General features: G+C 32.2%; 21 protein-coding genes. 14 read left to right on the top strand and 7 right to left on the bottom strand.

Features of this window, described 5'->3' with window-relative positions:
• The first annotated feature begins 126 nt into the window (after positions 1-126).
• Genes QVZ41_RS07235 through QVZ41_RS07225 form a run of 3 tightly spaced genes read left to right on the top strand, consistent with a single transcriptional unit; the run spans position 127 to position 4,251 of the window.
• Entirely contained in the window at positions 127-1,713 is a 1,587-nt protein-coding gene (locus tag QVZ41_RS07235; protein ID WP_302883893.1) for a peptide chain release factor 3, read from the top strand.
• A 6-nt stretch (positions 1,714-1,719) separates the two neighbouring features.
• Positions 1,720-3,306 (top strand): hypothetical protein, encoded by a 1,587-nt coding sequence (locus QVZ41_RS07230; RefSeq protein WP_302883892.1) that lies wholly within the window; start codon positions 1,720-1,722, stop codon positions 3,304-3,306.
• Between the two features lie 12 nt (positions 3,307-3,318).
• Positions 3,319-4,251, top strand: coding sequence for a peptidylprolyl isomerase (locus QVZ41_RS07225; RefSeq protein WP_302883891.1), 933 nt, complete (start codon positions 3,319-3,321; stop codon positions 4,249-4,251).
• Between the two features lie 74 nt (positions 4,252-4,325).
• On the opposite strand, the gene QVZ41_RS07220 is transcribed toward QVZ41_RS07225, so the two are convergent.
• Positions 4,326-5,150, bottom strand: coding sequence for a hypothetical protein (locus tag QVZ41_RS07220; protein ID WP_302883890.1), 825 nt, complete (start codon positions 5,148-5,150; stop codon positions 4,326-4,328).
• A 56-nt stretch (positions 5,151-5,206) separates the two neighbouring features.
• Between QVZ41_RS07220 and QVZ41_RS07215 the strand changes: the two genes are divergently transcribed.
• Together QVZ41_RS07215 and QVZ41_RS07210 are read left to right on the top strand one after the other, a co-directional pair.
• A complete protein-coding gene (locus QVZ41_RS07215) occupies positions 5,207-5,638 on the top strand; it encodes a thiol-disulfide oxidoreductase DCC family protein (protein ID WP_302883889.1) in 432 nt (143 codons plus the stop codon).
• A 50-nt stretch (positions 5,639-5,688) separates the two neighbouring features.
• Positions 5,689-5,985: a DUF6787 family protein gene (locus QVZ41_RS07210; protein WP_302883888.1), complete on the top strand. Its 297-nt coding sequence runs from the start codon at positions 5,689-5,691 to the stop codon at positions 5,983-5,985.
• Here the strand turns inward: QVZ41_RS07210 and QVZ41_RS07205 are convergent.
• Positions 5,982-6,248: a hypothetical protein gene (locus QVZ41_RS07205; RefSeq protein ID WP_302883887.1), complete on the bottom strand. Its 267-nt coding sequence runs from the start codon at positions 6,246-6,248 to the stop codon at positions 5,982-5,984. The two genes, QVZ41_RS07210 and QVZ41_RS07205, sit on opposite strands and share 4 nt — an antisense overlap.
• A 17-nt stretch (positions 6,249-6,265) precedes the next feature.
• On the opposite strand from QVZ41_RS07205, the gene QVZ41_RS07200 reads away from it, so the two are divergent.
• From QVZ41_RS07200 to QVZ41_RS07190, 3 genes are read left to right on the top strand one after another with little or no spacing between them, the layout of a single operon-like run.
• Entirely contained in the window at positions 6,266-6,895 is a 630-nt protein-coding gene (locus QVZ41_RS07200) for an NUDIX hydrolase (protein WP_302883886.1), read from the top strand.
• 59 nt (positions 6,896-6,954) lie between these two features.
• Positions 6,955-7,779 (top strand): lysophospholipid acyltransferase family protein, encoded by an 825-nt coding sequence (locus tag QVZ41_RS07195; protein ID WP_302883885.1) that lies wholly within the window; start codon positions 6,955-6,957, stop codon positions 7,777-7,779.
• 17 nt (positions 7,780-7,796) lie between these two features.
• Complete coding sequence (locus tag QVZ41_RS07190) at positions 7,797-8,504, top strand: Ig-like domain-containing protein (protein ID WP_302883884.1); 708 nt, start codon at positions 7,797-7,799, stop codon at positions 8,502-8,504.
• Here the strand turns inward: QVZ41_RS07190 and recR are convergent.
• Entirely contained in the window at positions 8,490-9,107 is a 618-nt protein-coding gene (recR, locus tag QVZ41_RS07185) for a recombination mediator RecR (protein ID WP_302883883.1), read from the bottom strand. The genes QVZ41_RS07190 and recR overlap by 15 nt on opposite strands.
• Before the next feature lie 75 nt (positions 9,108-9,182).
• On the opposite strand from recR, the gene QVZ41_RS07180 reads away from it, so the two are divergent.
• The 5 genes from QVZ41_RS07180 to QVZ41_RS07160 are packed head-to-tail and all read left to right on the top strand — an operon-like array spanning position 9,183 to position 13,451.
• On the top strand, positions 9,183-10,643 hold the full coding sequence (locus tag QVZ41_RS07180; RefSeq protein WP_302883882.1) for a sodium:solute symporter: 1,461 nt from the start codon (positions 9,183-9,185) through the stop codon (positions 10,641-10,643).
• Complete coding sequence (pdxH, locus tag QVZ41_RS07175) at positions 10,640-11,287, top strand: pyridoxamine 5'-phosphate oxidase (RefSeq protein ID WP_302883880.1); 648 nt, start codon at positions 10,640-10,642, stop codon at positions 11,285-11,287. Before QVZ41_RS07180 ends, pdxH begins: the two co-directional genes overlap by 4 nt.
• A gap of 13 nt (positions 11,288-11,300) precedes the next feature.
• Positions 11,301-11,792 carry a SixA phosphatase family protein gene (locus QVZ41_RS07170; RefSeq protein ID WP_302883879.1) on the top strand — a complete coding sequence of 164 codons (492 nt, stop codon included), beginning with the start codon at positions 11,301-11,303 and terminating at the stop codon, positions 11,790-11,792.
• 23 nt (positions 11,793-11,815) lie between these two features.
• Positions 11,816-12,715 carry a Ppx/GppA phosphatase family protein gene (locus QVZ41_RS07165; RefSeq protein WP_302883878.1) on the top strand — a complete coding sequence of 300 codons (900 nt, stop codon included), beginning with the start codon at positions 11,816-11,818 and terminating at the stop codon, positions 12,713-12,715.
• Positions 12,696-13,451 carry a peptidylprolyl isomerase gene (locus QVZ41_RS07160; protein WP_302883877.1) on the top strand — a complete coding sequence of 252 codons (756 nt, stop codon included), beginning with the start codon at positions 12,696-12,698 and terminating at the stop codon, positions 13,449-13,451. The genes QVZ41_RS07165 and QVZ41_RS07160 overlap by 20 nt, the downstream gene beginning before the upstream one ends.
• On the opposite strand, the gene QVZ41_RS07155 is transcribed toward QVZ41_RS07160, so the two are convergent.
• The 4 genes from QVZ41_RS07155 to QVZ41_RS07140 all read right to left on the bottom strand — a co-directional run bounded on the left by QVZ41_RS07155 (position 13,452) and on the right by QVZ41_RS07140 (position 16,936).
• Complete coding sequence (locus tag QVZ41_RS07155; protein ID WP_302883876.1) at positions 13,452-14,288, bottom strand: inositol monophosphatase family protein; 837 nt, start codon at positions 14,286-14,288, stop codon at positions 13,452-13,454. It abuts the gene before it with no gap.
• Between the two features lies 1 nt (position 14,289).
• Positions 14,290-15,264: an oxidoreductase family protein gene (locus tag QVZ41_RS07150; RefSeq protein ID WP_302883875.1), complete on the bottom strand. Its 975-nt coding sequence runs from the start codon at positions 15,262-15,264 to the stop codon at positions 14,290-14,292.
• A gap of 105 nt (positions 15,265-15,369) precedes the next feature.
• On the bottom strand, positions 15,370-15,531 hold the full coding sequence (locus tag QVZ41_RS07145) for a hypothetical protein (protein ID WP_169816819.1): 162 nt from the start codon (positions 15,529-15,531) through the stop codon (positions 15,370-15,372).
• A gap of 88 nt (positions 15,532-15,619) precedes the next feature.
• Complete coding sequence (locus tag QVZ41_RS07140; protein ID WP_302883874.1) at positions 15,620-16,936, bottom strand: aspartate kinase; 1,317 nt, start codon at positions 16,934-16,936, stop codon at positions 15,620-15,622.
• A gap of 154 nt (positions 16,937-17,090) precedes the next feature.
• Between QVZ41_RS07140 and QVZ41_RS07135 the strand changes: the two genes are divergently transcribed.
• Entirely contained in the window at positions 17,091-17,750 is a 660-nt protein-coding gene (locus tag QVZ41_RS07135) for a hypothetical protein (RefSeq protein ID WP_302883873.1), read from the top strand.
• The last annotated feature ends 26 nt before the right edge of the window (positions 17,751-17,776 follow it).

The raw sequence follows: 17,776 nt of genomic DNA, 5'->3' as shown, positions 1-17,776 counted from the left end.
CCATTTTTAATTTATAAAAATAAAATCGCTTACTTAAGCTTATAACTAAAACAAATTGCTCGTTGCACAATGCTAATTGAAAATGTATCTTTGCCATCCGAATTTATCGGTTTTTAAATCAACAGAATGGCATTTATAGACGAAATTAAACGTAGAAGAACTTTTGGAATTATCTCTCACCCCGATGCGGGTAAAACTACTTTAACCGAAAAATTATTACTTTTTGGTGGAGCGATTAGTGAAGCTGGAGCGGTAAAAAACAACAAAGTTAAAAAAGGAGCGACTTCCGATTTTATGGAAATTGAACGTCAACGTGGAATTTCTGTGGCTACTTCTGTATTGGCATTTAACTATAAAGACCGTAAAATTAACATTCTTGATACGCCTGGTCACAAAGATTTTGCCGAAGATACTTTTAGAACTTTAACAGCTGTTGATAGTGTGATTGTGGTGATTGATGTTGCCAAAGGAGTTGAGCCTCAAACCGAAAAATTGGTAGAGGTTTGTAGAATGCGTAAAATTCCGATGATTGTTTTTATCAACAAATTAGACCGTGAAGGTAAAGATGCTTTTGATTTGTTAGATGAAGTAGAACAAAAATTAGGACTAACCACCACTCCATTGTCTTTCCCTATTGGTATGGGATACGATTTTCAAGGAATTTATAATATTTGGGCAAAAAAAATCAATCTTTTTGCAGGTGATAAAAAACAAAAAGTAACCACTGGAGTTGAGTTTACAGACATTAATGTTCCAGAATTGGACAAAATGATTGGAAACAAAGCTGCAGATAAATTACGTGAAGAATTAGAAATGGTTGAAGGGGTTTATCCTCCTTTTGATCAGGAAGCATATTTAAATGGAGATTTACAACCTGTATTCTTCGGTTCTGCTTTAAACAACTTTGGAGTAAAGGAATTGTTAGATTGTTTTATTGAAATTGCCCCTACCCCACAGCCTAAAAAAGCAGAAGAGCGTTTGGTAGATTCTAAAGAACAAAATATGACTGGTTTTGTTTTTAAAATTCACGCCAATATGGATCCTAAACACAGAGACCGTTTGGCATTTGTTAAAATTGTATCGGGAACTTTTCAAAGAAACGTACCTTACTTACACGTAAGAAATGGTAAAAAAATGAAGTTTTCTAGTCCCAATGCTTTCTTTGCAGAGAAAAAAGAAATTGTGGACGAATCTTATCCTGGAGACATTGTTGGTTTACACGATACAGGAAACTTTAAAATTGGAGATACTTTAACAGAAGGTGAAATTATCAACTTTAAAGGAATTCCAAGTTTTTCTCCAGAGCATTTCCGTTATGTAAACAATGCAGATCCTTTAAAAGCAAAACAGTTATACAAAGGACTAGACCAATTAATGGATGAAGGAGTTGCACAGCTATTTACTTTAGAACTAAACGGACGTAAAGTAATTGGAACGGTTGGAGCTTTACAATACGAAGTAATTCAGTACCGTTTGGAACATGAATATGGAGCTAAATGTACTTATGAAAATTTAGCCATGCACAAGGTTTGTTGGGTAGAACCTACAGATAACAAAGCTGAGTTTGCCGAATTTAAACGTGTAAAACAACGTTATTTAGCCAAAGACAAACAAGGACAATTGGTATTCTTGGCAGATTCTGCCTTCACTATCCAAATGACTCAGGACAAATATCCTTCAGTTAAACTTCACTTTACTAGTGAATACAAATAAAATAAGATGAAAATAAGGTTGTTTTTTTGGGGATTTATCCTTTGTTTCTTTCGGGGAATTGCCCAAGAAAACAACTCTTTAACTACGCTTGAACAATACGCCCTAAACAAAAAAGTAAGACTAAATTATATCCCCGTTAGCATGCCCCAAAATGCTAATGAAAGAATTATGGATTTAGGAGGATTACACTACTTAATTCCAATTTCTAAAAATTTATATGGAGGTATCAATACCCATGCTGCTTTATGGGGAGATCAAGGTGGTTTGTTTACTTTGGGGGTTGAATTAGGAATCAATCAACATCTATTTTCTAAAGTTTTTTTAGACGCCAACCTTGATTTTGGTGGTGGTGGTGGTTACCGATTATTGATAAACAAAGGAGCTTATATCAACCCTAACATTGGTCTTTCTTATCAATTTCCTAAATTCAATATCGGTTTACAATACAGTCATTTTAATTTTTATACAGGAAGAATTAAAAGTAATGCTGTTTCTTTATATGTAGAAATTCCTACAGACATACATGTTTCAAACTATCAAAAAAGTCATCAAACTTACAACATCAATAATAAATCTGCTTGGAACAAACCATTTACCAAAGGAGGTTTTATGATGAAATTTGATCAGTTTTTTCCATTTGGAGGCACAAAAAAAGATGCAGAAAGAAATTCAGAGCTTTTAACCAACACCCTTTATTTAATAGGATTTGAATATCAAAAATACATTTCTGAAAATAGTTTTGTTTTCATTCATACCGATGCCATTTATAAAGGTTTAGAGGCTGGTTTTATGGATATATTTGGAGGTTTTGGTTACGAGCCCATACAAACTAAATATGTAGATGTTTTTACCAAATTGGCTTTAGGAGCTTCTGGTGGTAGAATTCAAGCTGAAGGAGGAGCTACTATTTATCCTACTGCTGGATTAGACTTTAAACTCTCTAATCATTTTACACTAAGTACACATGCAGGTTACGTTAGAGCTTTAGATGGTGATTTTGAAGCCTATGCTTTAGGTGCAGGGTTAAGGTATATTAGTAAAACTGGAGGTAGTTACTCTAAATTCAACCCTAATGAAAAAGTTTCAAAAGTAAAAACACAAGGAATTAGAGTGAGTGTACAACATCAAACATATTTTAAATTACAAAGGTTTGAACGAGAAAACAGAGGTCCAATAGATTTGCACTTATTGGCCTTACAACTAAACTATGATATGACCCCTTACTTATACCTAGCAGGGCAAACAGCTTTTGCTTACGAAGCTACTTATCTAAAAGATGATAGTAGAAATAAAATAGGAGCTGGAGGTTATGCCGATGGAATGGTTGGATTAGGAGTCTATTCTCCTATATTTGCAAAAGAAAAATTACAGCTATTTGCAGAAGCATTTGTTGGTGCTGGTGGAGGTGCTGGAATTGATACAGGAGAAGGAATTATATCCAAAATAAAACTAGGAGCTTATGTTAGAATCAATGATTACCTATCATTATTAGCTTCTGGCGGAAAGGTCATTTCTCCAATAACAAATTTAAATTCAAACAATATAAACTTAGGTTTAAGTATAGATTTTTCTACACTTACCGCCATATTTTAAATAAAAAGAAAGATGAACAACGGATTGTACGCAAAATTCAACACCTCTAAAGGGGCAATTTTGGTAAACTTAGAGTTTGAAAAAACTCCTGGAACTGTAGGTAACTTTGTTGCTTTGGCAGAAGGAAACATGGAAAACAATGCAAAACCACAAGGAACTCCTTATTACGATGGTTTAAAATTTCACCGTGTAATTGCTGATTTTATGATCCAAGGAGGATGTCCTCAAGGAACTGGAACAGGAAACCCTGGTTACAAATTTGATGATGAAATTGTTGCAGAATTAAAGCACGATACTCCTGGAGTATTGTCTATGGCAAATGCAGGACCTGGAACCAACGGTTCTCAGTTTTTTATTACACACACCGCTACTCCATGGTTAGATGGTAAACATACTGTGTTTGGTAAAGTAGTAGAAGGACAAGATATTGTTGACTTGGTTGAACAAGGTGATTTAATTGAATCTTTAGAAATTGTTCGTGTGGGGGAAGCGGCTGAAAAATTTAATGCTATTGAAGCTTTTAGAAAGTTTGAAGGAGCTAGAGAAGCTAAATTAAAGGCAGAAAAAGAAGCAGCTGAAATGGAGTTAGAAAAATTAGCTGCTGGTTACGATAAAACCAATAGTGGATTAAGATATAAAATTCTTCAATCTAGTGGTTCTGGTAAAAAGGCTGCTAAAGGAAAAATGGTGTCTGTACACTACAAAGGACAATTGGCTGATGGAACTGTATTTGATTCTTCATACAAAAGAAAAGAGCCTTTAGAATTTGCTATTGGAGTGGGACAAGTAATCTCTGGATGGGATGAAGGGATTCAATTATTAGAAGTTGGAGACAAAGCTCGTTTGGTTATTCCATCTCACTTAGGATATGGTGCTCGTGGAGCTGGTGGAGTAATTCCTCCAAACGCTACCTTAATTTTTGATGTAGAATTGATAAAAGCATAACTTTTACAATAACATAAACCAAAAAAGGCTTCACTAAATAGTGAAGCCTTTTTTTGATGACAATATATTGTAGTTTAAAAAAGCTTAAACCTTCCCCCTAACATTACAGCTGCTTGCATGTAAATAAAGTCTTGAGAAGCAGAATCTGCTTTGTCGTAAGTAGTTCTAATATCAGGCATATTAATGTATCCTCCTCTTACATCTGTTTGAATAAAAAAGTATTTATAAATCACAAAGTTGAATCCCATTTGTGCAGAAATCCCATATCCAGAGACATGAAAATCATCGTGTCTTTCTTTTCCTAATAAAGTTACATTGGTTCTTGGCATTAAAATTCCTGCTCCAATTCCTTCTGTTAAGTTAATCACAAAATTTTCTGAATGTATTCCAAAATTACTACTAATATCATCAAATCTGTTTAAAGAAACATGGATGTAATTTAGACCATCAGTGTGTTCAAACTTTAAAAAATCATCAGTTTCCTGAATTACATCTCCATTATAGGTTCCTTGATAGTTAGGATAGCTAGCACCAATAGTCCCATCAATAGTCATGTATTGATTTTGAACCGTTACATATTTCATATGATCTACTCCTACAAAAACGCTATAATGTTCATTAAAAAAATATCCAATTCCGTAATTGGTTTGTGGAATTGATATGTTAGCAGGATTGATATATTTATCAACAGAAAAAGGGGTTTGCCTGTCTTTTGCGACTACATCCGTTAAGGTAAAATCGTAATCGGGTCCTTTAAAGTGAATATCCGACTGTGTGTAAGCAGCACGATTCCACCCCCAGTAAGCATAAAACTTTCCTTTGTTTTTAAATTCTGTTTCTTGAGCCTGTACTGCTGAGGTAGCAACAACAATCAACAATAAAATTTTTATAATTCTCATGGTATTTTAAATAAGTATATTTGTTCTTAAAATGGGCACAAATTTAAGGAATCAAAATGAGTAATGGTTTGAAAAACATTGAAGATATTGTAAAGAAACAACCAATCCTTTTGTTTGATGGAGTCTGTAATCTTTGTAACCATTCTGTTCAACTGGTTATTAAAAATGATGTAAAAAACAGATTTCTATTTGCTCCGTTACAAAACCCTGATATCATTCATTATTTAGAAAAAAATCCAAACAATTTTAAAGGTATTGATTCTATTATATTATTAACTCCTAAAAAAATATACACCAAATCTAGCGCAGCCTTAAGAGTTGCAAAACAATTAAGAGGATTGTATCCTTTATTATATATTTTTTACATCATTCCAAAACCTATGAGAGATTTGGTTTATGATTTTATTGCTAAAAACAGATATAAATGGTTTGGAAAACAAACGTCTTGCATGATTCCTACACCTGAATTAAAAAATAAATTTTTATAAATAGTCCTTCTTAATTTTATAGTTTATTTTTGCTTTTTAAAGTTTTATATATGGAGAAATTAAAAGAACGTTGGGGATTAACATCTAATTGGCAGGTATTGGCAATCATCATTGCTTTTAGTATAAATGGTTCTTTTGCAGCTTTTATTGTTAGACCTATTTTAGGTCAAATAGGAGTTACCAAGGAAAACTTGAATATTGTTATTTTTTACATCCTTTATATTGTTCCTGTCATTTTTGTTTATCAATTCACTTTGCCCTACGTAGGTTGGCTTGTTGGGCAGTATCAGTTTTTTAAAAATATGCAAACCAAAATGATGGTAAGAATGAAGTTAAAAAAAGCTTAATCGTTTTTATCTAACCATAAACTTAATAACCAAGTAATGGTAAAAGTGGGTACAAAATCTGTAAAGGGCAAAGCCTCTTCTATAAAACCAATCACAGCAGTATATTTAGAAACTTTATTCTGATAAATTTTTACAATTAAATATGCTGATAAAGGAGCCCAAACAACATCAACCATTTCTCCCAATCCGGGAACAAAAAAAGGAAGCATTCCCAAGACATCTAATATAATACTCGCTAATAATTTTATATATTTAGATTTCATATTATTACCTTATTAAAATGGAATTTGATTATTTATATAGCAATATAGATCAATTGATAAAAATGCCACTTCCTGGTATTGAAGCTCATAAAACTTTATCGCCATTACAAAGACCTTTGTTTACCAAATATAACATTCCTATCTCAGCTAAAAAAGCAGGTGTTTTGGTTTTATTATACCCTAATCAAAAACAAGAAACTACTATTTTACTAACCAAAAGAGCACATTATAAAGGAACACATAGCAACCAAATTAGCTTTCCAGGAGGTAAAAAAAATCCTGAGGATAGAGATTTGGAAACTACAGCGATAAGAGAAACATATGAAGAAGTCGGTTTACCACAAACAGATATCACCGTACACAAACAACTTAGCACCATATACATACCTCCCAGTAATTTTGAAGTAGATTCTTATCTAGCCACCATCCCCTACACTCCTATATTTAGCAAAAACTATGAGGTTGAGGAAATTATACATCTTACCTTGGAAGAACTTTTAAATCCTAATAATTTAACTACCTTTAAAACCGCTACCTCATATGCAAACCACGCAGAAGTTCCTTGTTTTATGTTTAACAAACATTGTGTATGGGGAGCTACAGCAATGATTTTGAGTGAAGTGAAAGAAGTTTTAAAAAACTTATGATAAGGGGTAAAATATTGTAAATTTGCGATCCTATTCATATTAAATAATATATAGATACAATGAGCCTATTTAAAAAGAACCCTTTTGGGCATTACCTTTTTCTCAAAAAAATAATCATTAGTATTTTTGGTATTGTTTCTTACCGTAGATATAACGGTTTTAACAAATTAAACATTGAGGGTTCTGAAATTTTAAAAGACCTTCCTGACAATAAAGTTCTATTCATTTCAAACCATCAAACTTATTTTGCTGATGTTGCTGCCATGTACCATGTGTTTTTTGCAACCTTAAATGGTAGAGATAATTCTTTAAAAAGATGGACTTACTTATTAAAACCTAAACTAAATCTTTACTACATCGCTGCTTTAGAAACGATGAAAAAAGGCTTATTACCTAAAATATTTGCTTATGCAGGTTCTATTTCTATTGAAAGAACGTGGAGAGCAGCCGGTAAAGAAGTAAATAGACAAGTTAAAATGTCTGACATTTCTAATATTAAAAAAGCTTTAGATGATGGTTGGGTAATTACGTTTCCGCAAGGAACCACCAAACCTTTTAACCCTGTAAGAAGAGGAACAGCACATTTAATTAAAACCTACCAACCCATTGTAATTCCTATTGTTATTGATGGTTTTAGACGTTCTTTTGATAAAAAAGGATTGATGATTAAAAAAAGAGGTATTCTACAATCTATGGTCATCAAACCACCTTTGGAAATTGATTACGATACAGAAGATGCAAATGATATTTTAAAGAAAATTGAATACGCTATTGAGCAACATCCTTCATTCTTAAAAGTAATTTCTGTAGAAGAATATGCAGCACAAGAAAGAGAATTAAACAAACAAAGAGAATTTTGGAGCTCTGATAGTAAAGAAGAATAATATCATATAGTAATGGTATGAAAAAAAATGCATTCCTACTTTTCTCTATCATTCTTTTGGCTTGCTCAAAACAGGAAAATATAAATACTGGTATTACAGTAGCAACAACCAGTAAATCTCTATATAAAGGAGATCAATTTCAAATAAAAGCCATTTCTGATTTAGATATTCTTTTTGAATCAGAAGATGAATTTCATGCTACTGTAACCGATAATGGATTGGTAACTGCTGGTTATGTTGGAAACACAACCATTCTTATCTCTAATGAAATTTACAATATTCAACATTCTATTAAAGTAAACCCTAGATATACTTTATATCCAGATCCGCTATTAGATTTTAAACTCACAAAAGAAGAATTCATTACGCTATTAGGAGCTCCTAATGAATACAGTGAAAATTTTATCAAGTATAATAATTACTCTGATGCTTCAAATTTTATTAGCTACACTTTTAATAAAGAAAATAAATTAGAATACGTACGAGTGCTTGTAAATAAAAACAACTACGAAGATTTAGTACTAGATTTTCTAAACGAAAGATATGTTTTACAAGGAACAGTAGCTTATGAAGAACTGGGAAGTGGAACTTTATACTGCAATAACTTTAAAAAAAGTACCGCTACATTATCTGTTTTTGTCTATAACTTTGATGCTACAAATTATGCTGTTTTGTATTTTCCCACTTCAAAAACAGCATCAGCACTTAAATTATTGTCTAAGTGAGTTTTCAAAAGGAATTCTATTCACAATACTTCTTCCTAAAGTAACTTCATCAGCATATTCTAACTCATCTCCTACGGAAATCCCTCTGGCAATGGCAGATATTTTTACATCAAAATCTTTAATCTGTTTGTAAATATAAAAGTTTGTGGTATCTCCCTCCATGGTAGAACTTAAAGCAAAAACCAATTCTTTAACTACTCCAGATTTTACTTTTTCTAAAAGACTATCTATTTTTAAATGCCCTGGACCTATTCCTTCCATTGGAGAAATTTTTCCACCTAACACATGATACAATCCTTGAAATTGAGAAGTATTTTCAATGGCCATCACATCTCTTACGTCTTCTACCACACAAACAATAGTTTCGTCTCTTTTGTGACTAGAACAAATATCACAAAGCTCTACATCTGAAATGTTGTGACAACTTTTACAAAGTTTAATATCATTAACCAAAGTATCTAAAGCTTTGGTTAAATAATGTGTTTGTTCCTTAGGCTGCCTAAGTAAATGTAATACCAAACGCAATGCGGTTCTTTTACCAATTCCTGGTAATTGAGAAACCTCATTCACTGCATTTTCTAAAAGTTTTGATGAAAAATCCATAAGTCCACAAATGTACACATATAGCGTTACAGAATAAAAAAAATATTTAATTTGGTAGTACCTAAAACAAAATGAATGACTCCTATTACGATAGCTCTTTTAGTCGGTGCATATTTTATAGTTTTATACTTAATTTCTTTATTAACAGGAAAAGAAAACAACAACGAAACTTTTTTTAAAGCCAATAAAAAAGCACCTTGGTACGTGGTTGCTTTTGGAATGATTGGGGCTTCTTTATCTGGAGTCACCTTTATTTCTGTTCCGGGTTGGGTAGCTACCAGTCAGTTTAGCTATATGCAAGTCGTAATCGGTTACTTTTTAGGTTATATGGTCATTGCTTACATACTGATTCCGCTTTACTACAAATACAACATCACCTCTATTTATGGCTATTTAGAACAGCGTTTTGGAAATAATAGTCACAAAGTAGGAGCTGCTTCTTTTCTAGTTTCACGAGTATTAGGAGCCTCGTTTAGATTGTATTTGGTTGCGCTAGTTTTACAATATTTTATTTTTGATGCTTGGCACGTACCTTTTGAGCTTACGGTAGTTTTTTCTGTTTTATTAATTTGGATCTACACTTTTAAAGGTGGAATTAAAACCATTATATGGACAGATACGCTTCAAACTTTATTTATGCTGATAGCCTTAATGGTAATTGGATATATTTTATTACAAAAATTAGACACCAATTTATTCGATTTTATTGCTTCTAAAGAATATAAAAACTACGGACAAATCTTTTTTAATGATGATTTTAACGATAAAAAACATTGGATAAAATCGATCTTAGGAGGGGCTTTTATTGCCATTGCGATGACAGGATTAGATCAAGACATGATGCAAAAAAACTTGGCTTGTAAAAATACCAAAGAAGCGCAATGGAATATGTTGTCTTTTGCCCCGTCTTTGGTCATCATCAACTTTTTGTTTTTACTATTAGGAGCCTTATTATTTACTTATGCTCAACAAGAAGGAATTGCCATCCCTGTTCAAGATGGAAAAACAAAAACAGATTTGTTATTTCCTGAAATAGCCCTAAACGGAGGATTGGGTCTTGGAGCCTCTATTGTTTTTTTATTAGGATTAATTGCTGCTGCATATTCTAGTGCCGATAGTGCTTTGACTTCTTTAACCACTTCTTTTTGTATCGATTTTTTAAAGATTGAAAACAAACCTAAAAAAGAACAAGAAAAAATCAGAAAGAAAACACATATTTACATGTCCTTAGTTTTAATATTAACCATTATTTCTTTTAAATATATTTTGAGTGAGAATGTCATTAGCAATTTATTAAAAGTAGCTACTTATACCTATGGACCTCTTTTAGGGCTATTTGCTTTTGGAATTTTTACCAAACATAAAATTCACGACAAATGGGTGTTATTTATTACCATTATTGCCATAATTTTTAGTTATTTTATCAATGAGAATAGTACCTTACTGTTCAACGGATTTCAATTTGGATATGAATTATTGTTATTAAACGGAACACTCACATACATAGGACTTTATCTTATCAAACAAAAAAAATGAACAACGATTTAAGTAATTATCGTAAAGTATATCAAAAAGGAGAATTGCTAAAAGCAAATGTTCCCGAAACTCCTATTGAGCTTTTTCAACAATGGTTTCATGAAGCCGAAGGTGCTGAAAGTGGATCAGAAACCAATGCCATGAACATTGCTAGTATTGGTTTGGATGGATTTCCTAAAAGTAGAATTGTACTTTTAAAACGTTTTACGTGGGAAGGATTTGTATTTTACACCAACTACAATAGCGAAAAAGGAAAAGCCATTGCCAACAATCCCAATGTTTGTGCTTCGTTTTTCTGGGAACATCAAGAAAGGCAAGTTATTATTAAAGGAAAAGCTGAAAAAATATCAGCAAATTTATCAGATGGTTATTTTGAAAGTAGACCTGAGGGTAGTAAATTAGGAGCATGGGCATCTAATCAAAGTGAAGTAGTAGCCTCCAAAGATATTTTAAACAATCAACTAGAAGAGTTTACAAAAAAATTTGAAGGACAAGAAATTCCAAGACCAGAACATTGGGGAGGATACATTATTAAACCTATATCTGTTGAGTTTTGGCAAGGAAGACCCAACAGAATGCATGATAGAATTAGATATACATTATTAGAAAATTTTGAATGGAAAATCGAAAGATTGGCTCCATAAAAAAACGATTTACATGAAAACTATTTACATTGTAAGACACGCAAAATCTTCGTGGGAGTATGAAGGAATTCAAGATATAGACAGACCGCTAAAAAAGAGAGGTATTAAAGATGCTTATTTATTAGCCAATGTTCTTAAAGATAAAATTAAAAAACCAGATGCTTTTATAGCAAGTTGTGCCAATAGAGCATTACATACTGGAATTATTTTTTGTAATGTAATGGGATTTCCCATGGCAAACTTAAAAATAAGCAAATCTTTGTACAGCTTTAGTGATGGCTATTTGGTAAAAACCATTCGTGCTTTAGACGACGCTTATGATTCTGCCATTGTATTTAGCCACGATCACGGAATTAACACTTTTGTAAATACCTTTGGTAGTAAACCTATCTCTCACGTACCCACCTGTGGTGTTATCGGAATTCAATTTGACACGGAACACTGGAAAAACATTAAATCTGGTAAAACAGTATTAAAAGAATTTCCTGTAAATCATAAAGATTAAATACTAATTTAAAAGAGACTATTTTGATTCGTATAAGAAAATATGCAGCCATTGATATTGGTTCCAACGCAGTAAGATTATTGATTGCCGACATCATTGAGAATGATGAAAACGACAAAGTGAAGTTTAAAAAATCTGCTTTGGTTCGTGTTCCAATCCGTTTAGGAGAAGATACTTTTGGTGTGGGAGAAATCTCAGAAAAAAATATTATGAGGCTTACAGATGCTATGAATGCCTTTCAATTGTTAATGAGCGTTCACAAAGTTGAAAAATACAAAGCTTGTGCTACCTCAGCCATGAGAGATGCTTCTAATGGAGAATATGTTATCAATAGAATTCTAAAAAAATCTGGAATTAAAATTGACATCATTGATGGTGAAATTGAAGCTCAAATTATTGCTGCAACAGATTTAGGGGAATTGTTAGATAATAGCAAATCTTATCTTTATGTTGATGTTGGTGGAGGAAGTACAGAAATGACCATTTATAAAAAAGGAGAAATTGCCAACTCTAAATCTTTTAAAGTGGGTACCGTACGTATGTTAAACCAAAAAGATGCTTTGAGTGATATTTGGGACGAAATGAAAGAATGGGTAAAACACAACACCAAAGGCATTAAAAATATTAGCTTAATTGGTTCCGGAGGAAACATTAACAAAATATATAAAATGTCTGGAAGAACAGATGGTTCTCCACTTTCTTTTATATACATGAAAGCGAATTACAAATATTTAAAAGCAATGACTTACGACGAACGTATTTCTGAATTAAACTTAAATCAGGATAGAGCCGATGTAATTATACCAGCGACTAAAATTTATGTTTCTGCCATGAAATGGTCAGATGCTAAAAAAATATATGTGCCAAAAATTGGACTTTCTGATGGAATTGTTAAAAGCTTATATGCCGGTATTATTGAGTAATATTATTAAACATACAAAATACTTTACTGCATTATTTTTAACCATAATGCTTATGGCTTGTGGCAACAATTCATCAAACAAACAAGCCACAAAAAAAACTACTCCCCCTGCTCCACCCAAACAAGAAATTGTTAAAAAGAAAACAATAATTCCTGTTCCTAGAAAAGATACCATGTTAGTGAAAGACATCATTAACGATAAAAATGTACGTAAATTTTTTACTGAATATGGTAGAAAAAATCCTGAAACAAAACTATTGTTAAAAACTCGCTTAGGGAATATGCATATTACCCTGTTTAAAGAAACACCTTTGCACAGAGCTAGTTTTATTTATTTGATAAAAAACGGATATTACAACAAAACTTGTTTCCACAGAATTGTAAAAAACTTCATCATTCAAGGAGGTTGGTCTGATACTGAAATCGTTCAAAAATATAGAAGTCAGTTAAACGACTACAGAATTCCGCCTGAATTTAGAAAAGGAATTATTCACAAAAAAGGAGCATTATCTGCCACCAGAAGATGGGTAAACAATCCCAACAAATTATCAAATCCTTTTGAATTTTTTATCATGCAAACCAGTGTTGATTGCTCTCACTTAAACTTTGAACACACCGTTTTTGGTCAAGTTACTAGTGGTTTTGATGTCATTGATAAAATTATCGATCAAAAATTAGATGGTAATTCTGAATGGCCAGAAGTGGATGTAGATATTGAGTTTGTTATACTGGATTAATTACCAAACTTCATATTTGATCCCTTCGTTATTCATATAAGTATTTTCCTCTTTATTTAAGTTGATTTTATTTCCAAAGTAATCCGTAGGCATACAACCAGCAGCCTCAGCAATACAAGCGCTTGCTGCAAAATCCCAAGCACAACCTCCTCCTTGTTTATCTCTGTGAGGTTTTATATATACTGCTGGAGCATTTTCTAGAACTCCCATAGCATTCATCACCGCTCCCTGATGAGTCACTACTTTTAGTGGTGCATTGTATTTCTCTAATGATATTTTTTCTAATGATTGAACCAAATAAGGATGCGCTCCAGAAGACACAAAACTTAAATCGCTATAAAAAGTTAAACCTTTATTTTTGTTGTATTGAATGGTAAATTCAGTTCCATCTTTGTAAACTTTTCCTCCTTTTACTGCATCGTATAAATGATCGTGATAAGGATCATAAGCAACTCCCACAACTGCTTCACCATTTTTGTTTACCAAACCAATAGCCACAGCAAATCCTGGTGTTTTTTTGGTAAAAGGTAACGTTCCATCAATAGGGTCTACTGTCCAAAAATAATCTTTCACCAACCTACTTTTATCGTCTTCAGATTCTTCTCCTAACCAACCTAAATCATAATTTTTAATACTTTCTTGTAAACTAGAAAAAATAATTTCTTGAGATTTTATGTCAACTTCTGTCACTACATCGGCAGCCAAGCTTCCTCCCTTATTTTTACTTCCAATTTTAAAATCAGTTCCAAAACAGGCAATTACATGCTTTCCTGCTTTTAAAGCAGCTTTTTTGGCTATTTCTCTTAAAACTTCTAAATCCTTTATGTTTAATTCCATGTTATTTTAATGATTTAATTACTTGTTGAGCTACTTGCTCGCTATAACTATTAATTTTCCAATGTGAGGGACTCCATCCTTTTAAAAACCTATGAAAATCTGTCCAAGCAACAGGAAACAAAGCCCTCCATTCTTTTTCTAAAGCTTGGACATCTATATTTATATTTTTAATATTGATGGCTTTTTTTAAAAGATGAAAGTACAAGTCTAATATTTCTGTTTCGTATTCTTTACAATCTTCTTCAGACAAACAACTTCCCATAAAATAGGCCAAATCTTTCACGCCACAACCACCACCTACATATTGAAAATCTACAGCTGCAACTTTTGAACCATCTTCTGAAAAACAAAAATTAGCCAATTTGGCATCACCATGTACAAATGTTTTAAAAGTTGCATTATTTAATGTTTCATCAATTTTAGAGGCTATCTTTTTTAAAGCTTTATCTTCTAACACCTCTAATTCTTCTGGTCTTGTGTCCAAATGCCAATAAGTACCAATCTTCCATAAATCTTTAGGGGCTTGTTGTAAAAAAGTAGCATGGAAATTTGCCAACCATTGAACACAAACATTGATGTGTTGCCATGAAACCTTATGAATTCTTTTAGAAAACCCAGCATCATCTAAATCTTCTAACACTAATAAAACCTCATCATTATAAGTATCAAAAGCATACAATTTAGGGATTCTACAAAATGTATCACATTGCTTAGCATACGTTTTATAAAAAGCGGTTTCAACTTGATACGATTTCACCTTTCTATCATGCGAAACATTGGTATTCCATCCTCTTGGGTGCTCTTTTATTTTTGGTAATTGTACCCATTTTACCACTACTTGTTTTATAGGACTCTCTATAAGTTGATATCGGACAATTTTACCATAACCACTCCAAAGTGTTTGGATGACTTCTACCTCGATAGCTTCTTTGGCTTGGGTACTTGTCGTTAGTGTGTTCTTAAATTGTGAATTCATGAGGATATTCTTATAGAATAAAGATACAAAAGGGAAAGGAAGCACTATAAAAAAAGCCTAGTAGAATTTCTACTAGGCTTTGTATATTTTTAATGAAATATTTGACTATTTCTGTTTTTTAGCGGCTGCTTTTAACTGAAAGTTTTCAATAATTGTCCCTGTAATCCAGTAAGGTACTACAAAAGTTAATAAGAAAATTAACAACCAAAAACCAGCTGTAAATACAAATAAGAATGCTAAAAATCCTAAGAATTGTGAAATATCCATTTTATATTAAATCTTTTATTCGTGAGTTATATCTGCAAAAATAAACTTTTTTTCGATTTTACCTCATCAAAACATGAATAATTATTGACTAAAATAAACCATTGTTTAAGGCAACCAATGCTTCTTTTTTATTTTCGGTATTAATCACTAATGATACGTTGTAATTAGAACCTCCGTATGAAATCATACGAATAGGAACATTTCCTAAACTGTTTAAAATTGGAATTCCTGCCCCTGTTCTTTTTGATGAAAATTCACCCGCCAAGCATACAATACTCAAATCAGAATCTACCTCTACAGAACCTATTTCTTTTAACTCTGCAACAATTTCATTTAAATGAGTCGTGTCATCAATGGTTACCGAAACCGCAACTTCCGAAGTGGTAATCATATCAATAGAAGTTTTATACTTCTCAAATACTTCAAACACTCCTTTTAAGAAACCGTAAGCCATTAACATTCTGTATGACTTAATCTTAATTGCTGTGATACCATCTTTAGCAGCAATGGCTCTTACACCACTTGGCACTTCACAGTTTTTAATAATAGTTCCTGCTGCGTTTGGCTCAAAAGTATTTTTTAACAAAACAGGCACATTTGCTTTGCGTGCTGGAATGACAGACTGTGGATGCAAAATTTTCGCTCCAAAATAAGCCAACTCGGCAGCCTCATCAAAAGAAAGTTCTTTTAAAGAAAAGGTATTTTCTACAAAACGAGGATCGTTGTTATGCATTCCATCAATATCAGTCCAAATCTGAATTTCTTCAGCCAAAATAGCCGCACCAATTAAAGAAGCAGAATAGTCAGATCCTCCTCTTTTTAAGTTGTCTATTTTTCCTGTATCACTCAAACAAATATATCCTTGAGTTACAAAAATCTCAACTTCTTTATTTGCCTCAATTATTTTACCGTATTCTTTGGTGATTTTTTCAATCACAGGTTCATTCGCCTCATCAATAGCCATAAAATCAAAAGCAGATACCAACAATGCATTTGCTCCTAATTCTTTTAAATGAAAACTAAATAAGTTAGTAGACAAAACTTCACCTTGTGCTACAATGTTTTTTTCTATTTGCTTAGATGGAATTTCAATTCCGATATGCTCTCTAATATATTCAAAAACTTCTGAAACCAGTTCAATAGCTTCATTTTGGTTTTCTTTTTCTGACAATAATTCATTTACAACATCAACATATTTTCCTATCAATGTATTAATTAAATCATTTGCTTCTTCTTCTCTATAGTTAATAATATGATCTGCAACTTCATGTAAAGCATTGGTTGTACCAGACATTGCAGACAAAACTACTGTTTTTTGCCCTTCAACATTTCTTACAATGTTTGCAACTTCTTTAATGCTTTCTGGACTCCCTACTGAGGTACCTCCAAATTTTAATACTTTCATACTTGTTCCTAATTAGTCTCTTGTTAGTGTTTCTAGTTTCTCTTTTTAATACCTGAGGGTAATAAAAGCGCAAAGGTTTCACAAAAGTGTTATCTGTACAAAAAAATAATAATATCTTTACATCTTGATACTAATTGTTAAAATTTGAACAGGTATGAAAACCATACAGGAATCTGTTGAGGGGATTATTAGAAAAACACCTTTTTTAGAAGAGGCTTTAAATGACAAGTTAATTAATGTTTCTTCATTGGCTAGGGTGATTCAACCAGATGTTGAAAAAGACTTAAACAAGGATGTAAAGTCTGGAGCTATCATGATGGCTATCAATAGGCTATCTCCTTCAAGTATTTTAAAAATTAGAAAGAACATCAAAAAAATAACCTTGACTTTAGGTGATTTTATTGTACGTTCTGATTTGGGAAATTTTACTTTTAAAAACACACCTACTTTACTAAAATGTATTTCTGATTTGATCAAAGAATTTGGAGAAGATAAAGATTATTTCTTTACCATTTCTCAGGGTATTTTTGAGACAAACATCATTACTAGTAGAAAGTTACATGATAAGGTTTCTGAAATTTTTAAATCCGAGTTACTCTTGTCTTCTGCAGATGAATTGGCTTCAATTACTATAAAGTTACCAAAGTCTAATTCTCAACAATCTGGTATTTACTACTTTATATTAAAACAATTGGCTTGGGCTGATATTCCTGTACAAGAAATCATCTCTACCACTCATGAAATTACCATTGTAGTTAAAGAGGCAGACATCAATAAAACTTTTTCTATTTTAATAGACATGAAAAAAAGCTAGCCCCGTCTTTTTTATCTTATAAAAAC

Source organism: Wenyingzhuangia gilva (assembly GCF_030519655.1).
GTDB lineage: Bacteria > Bacteroidota > Bacteroidia > Flavobacteriales > Flavobacteriaceae > Wenyingzhuangia > Wenyingzhuangia gilva.
The sequence above is the reverse complement of the archived record's forward strand: the minus strand, read 5'-3'. Positions and strand labels throughout refer to the sequence as shown.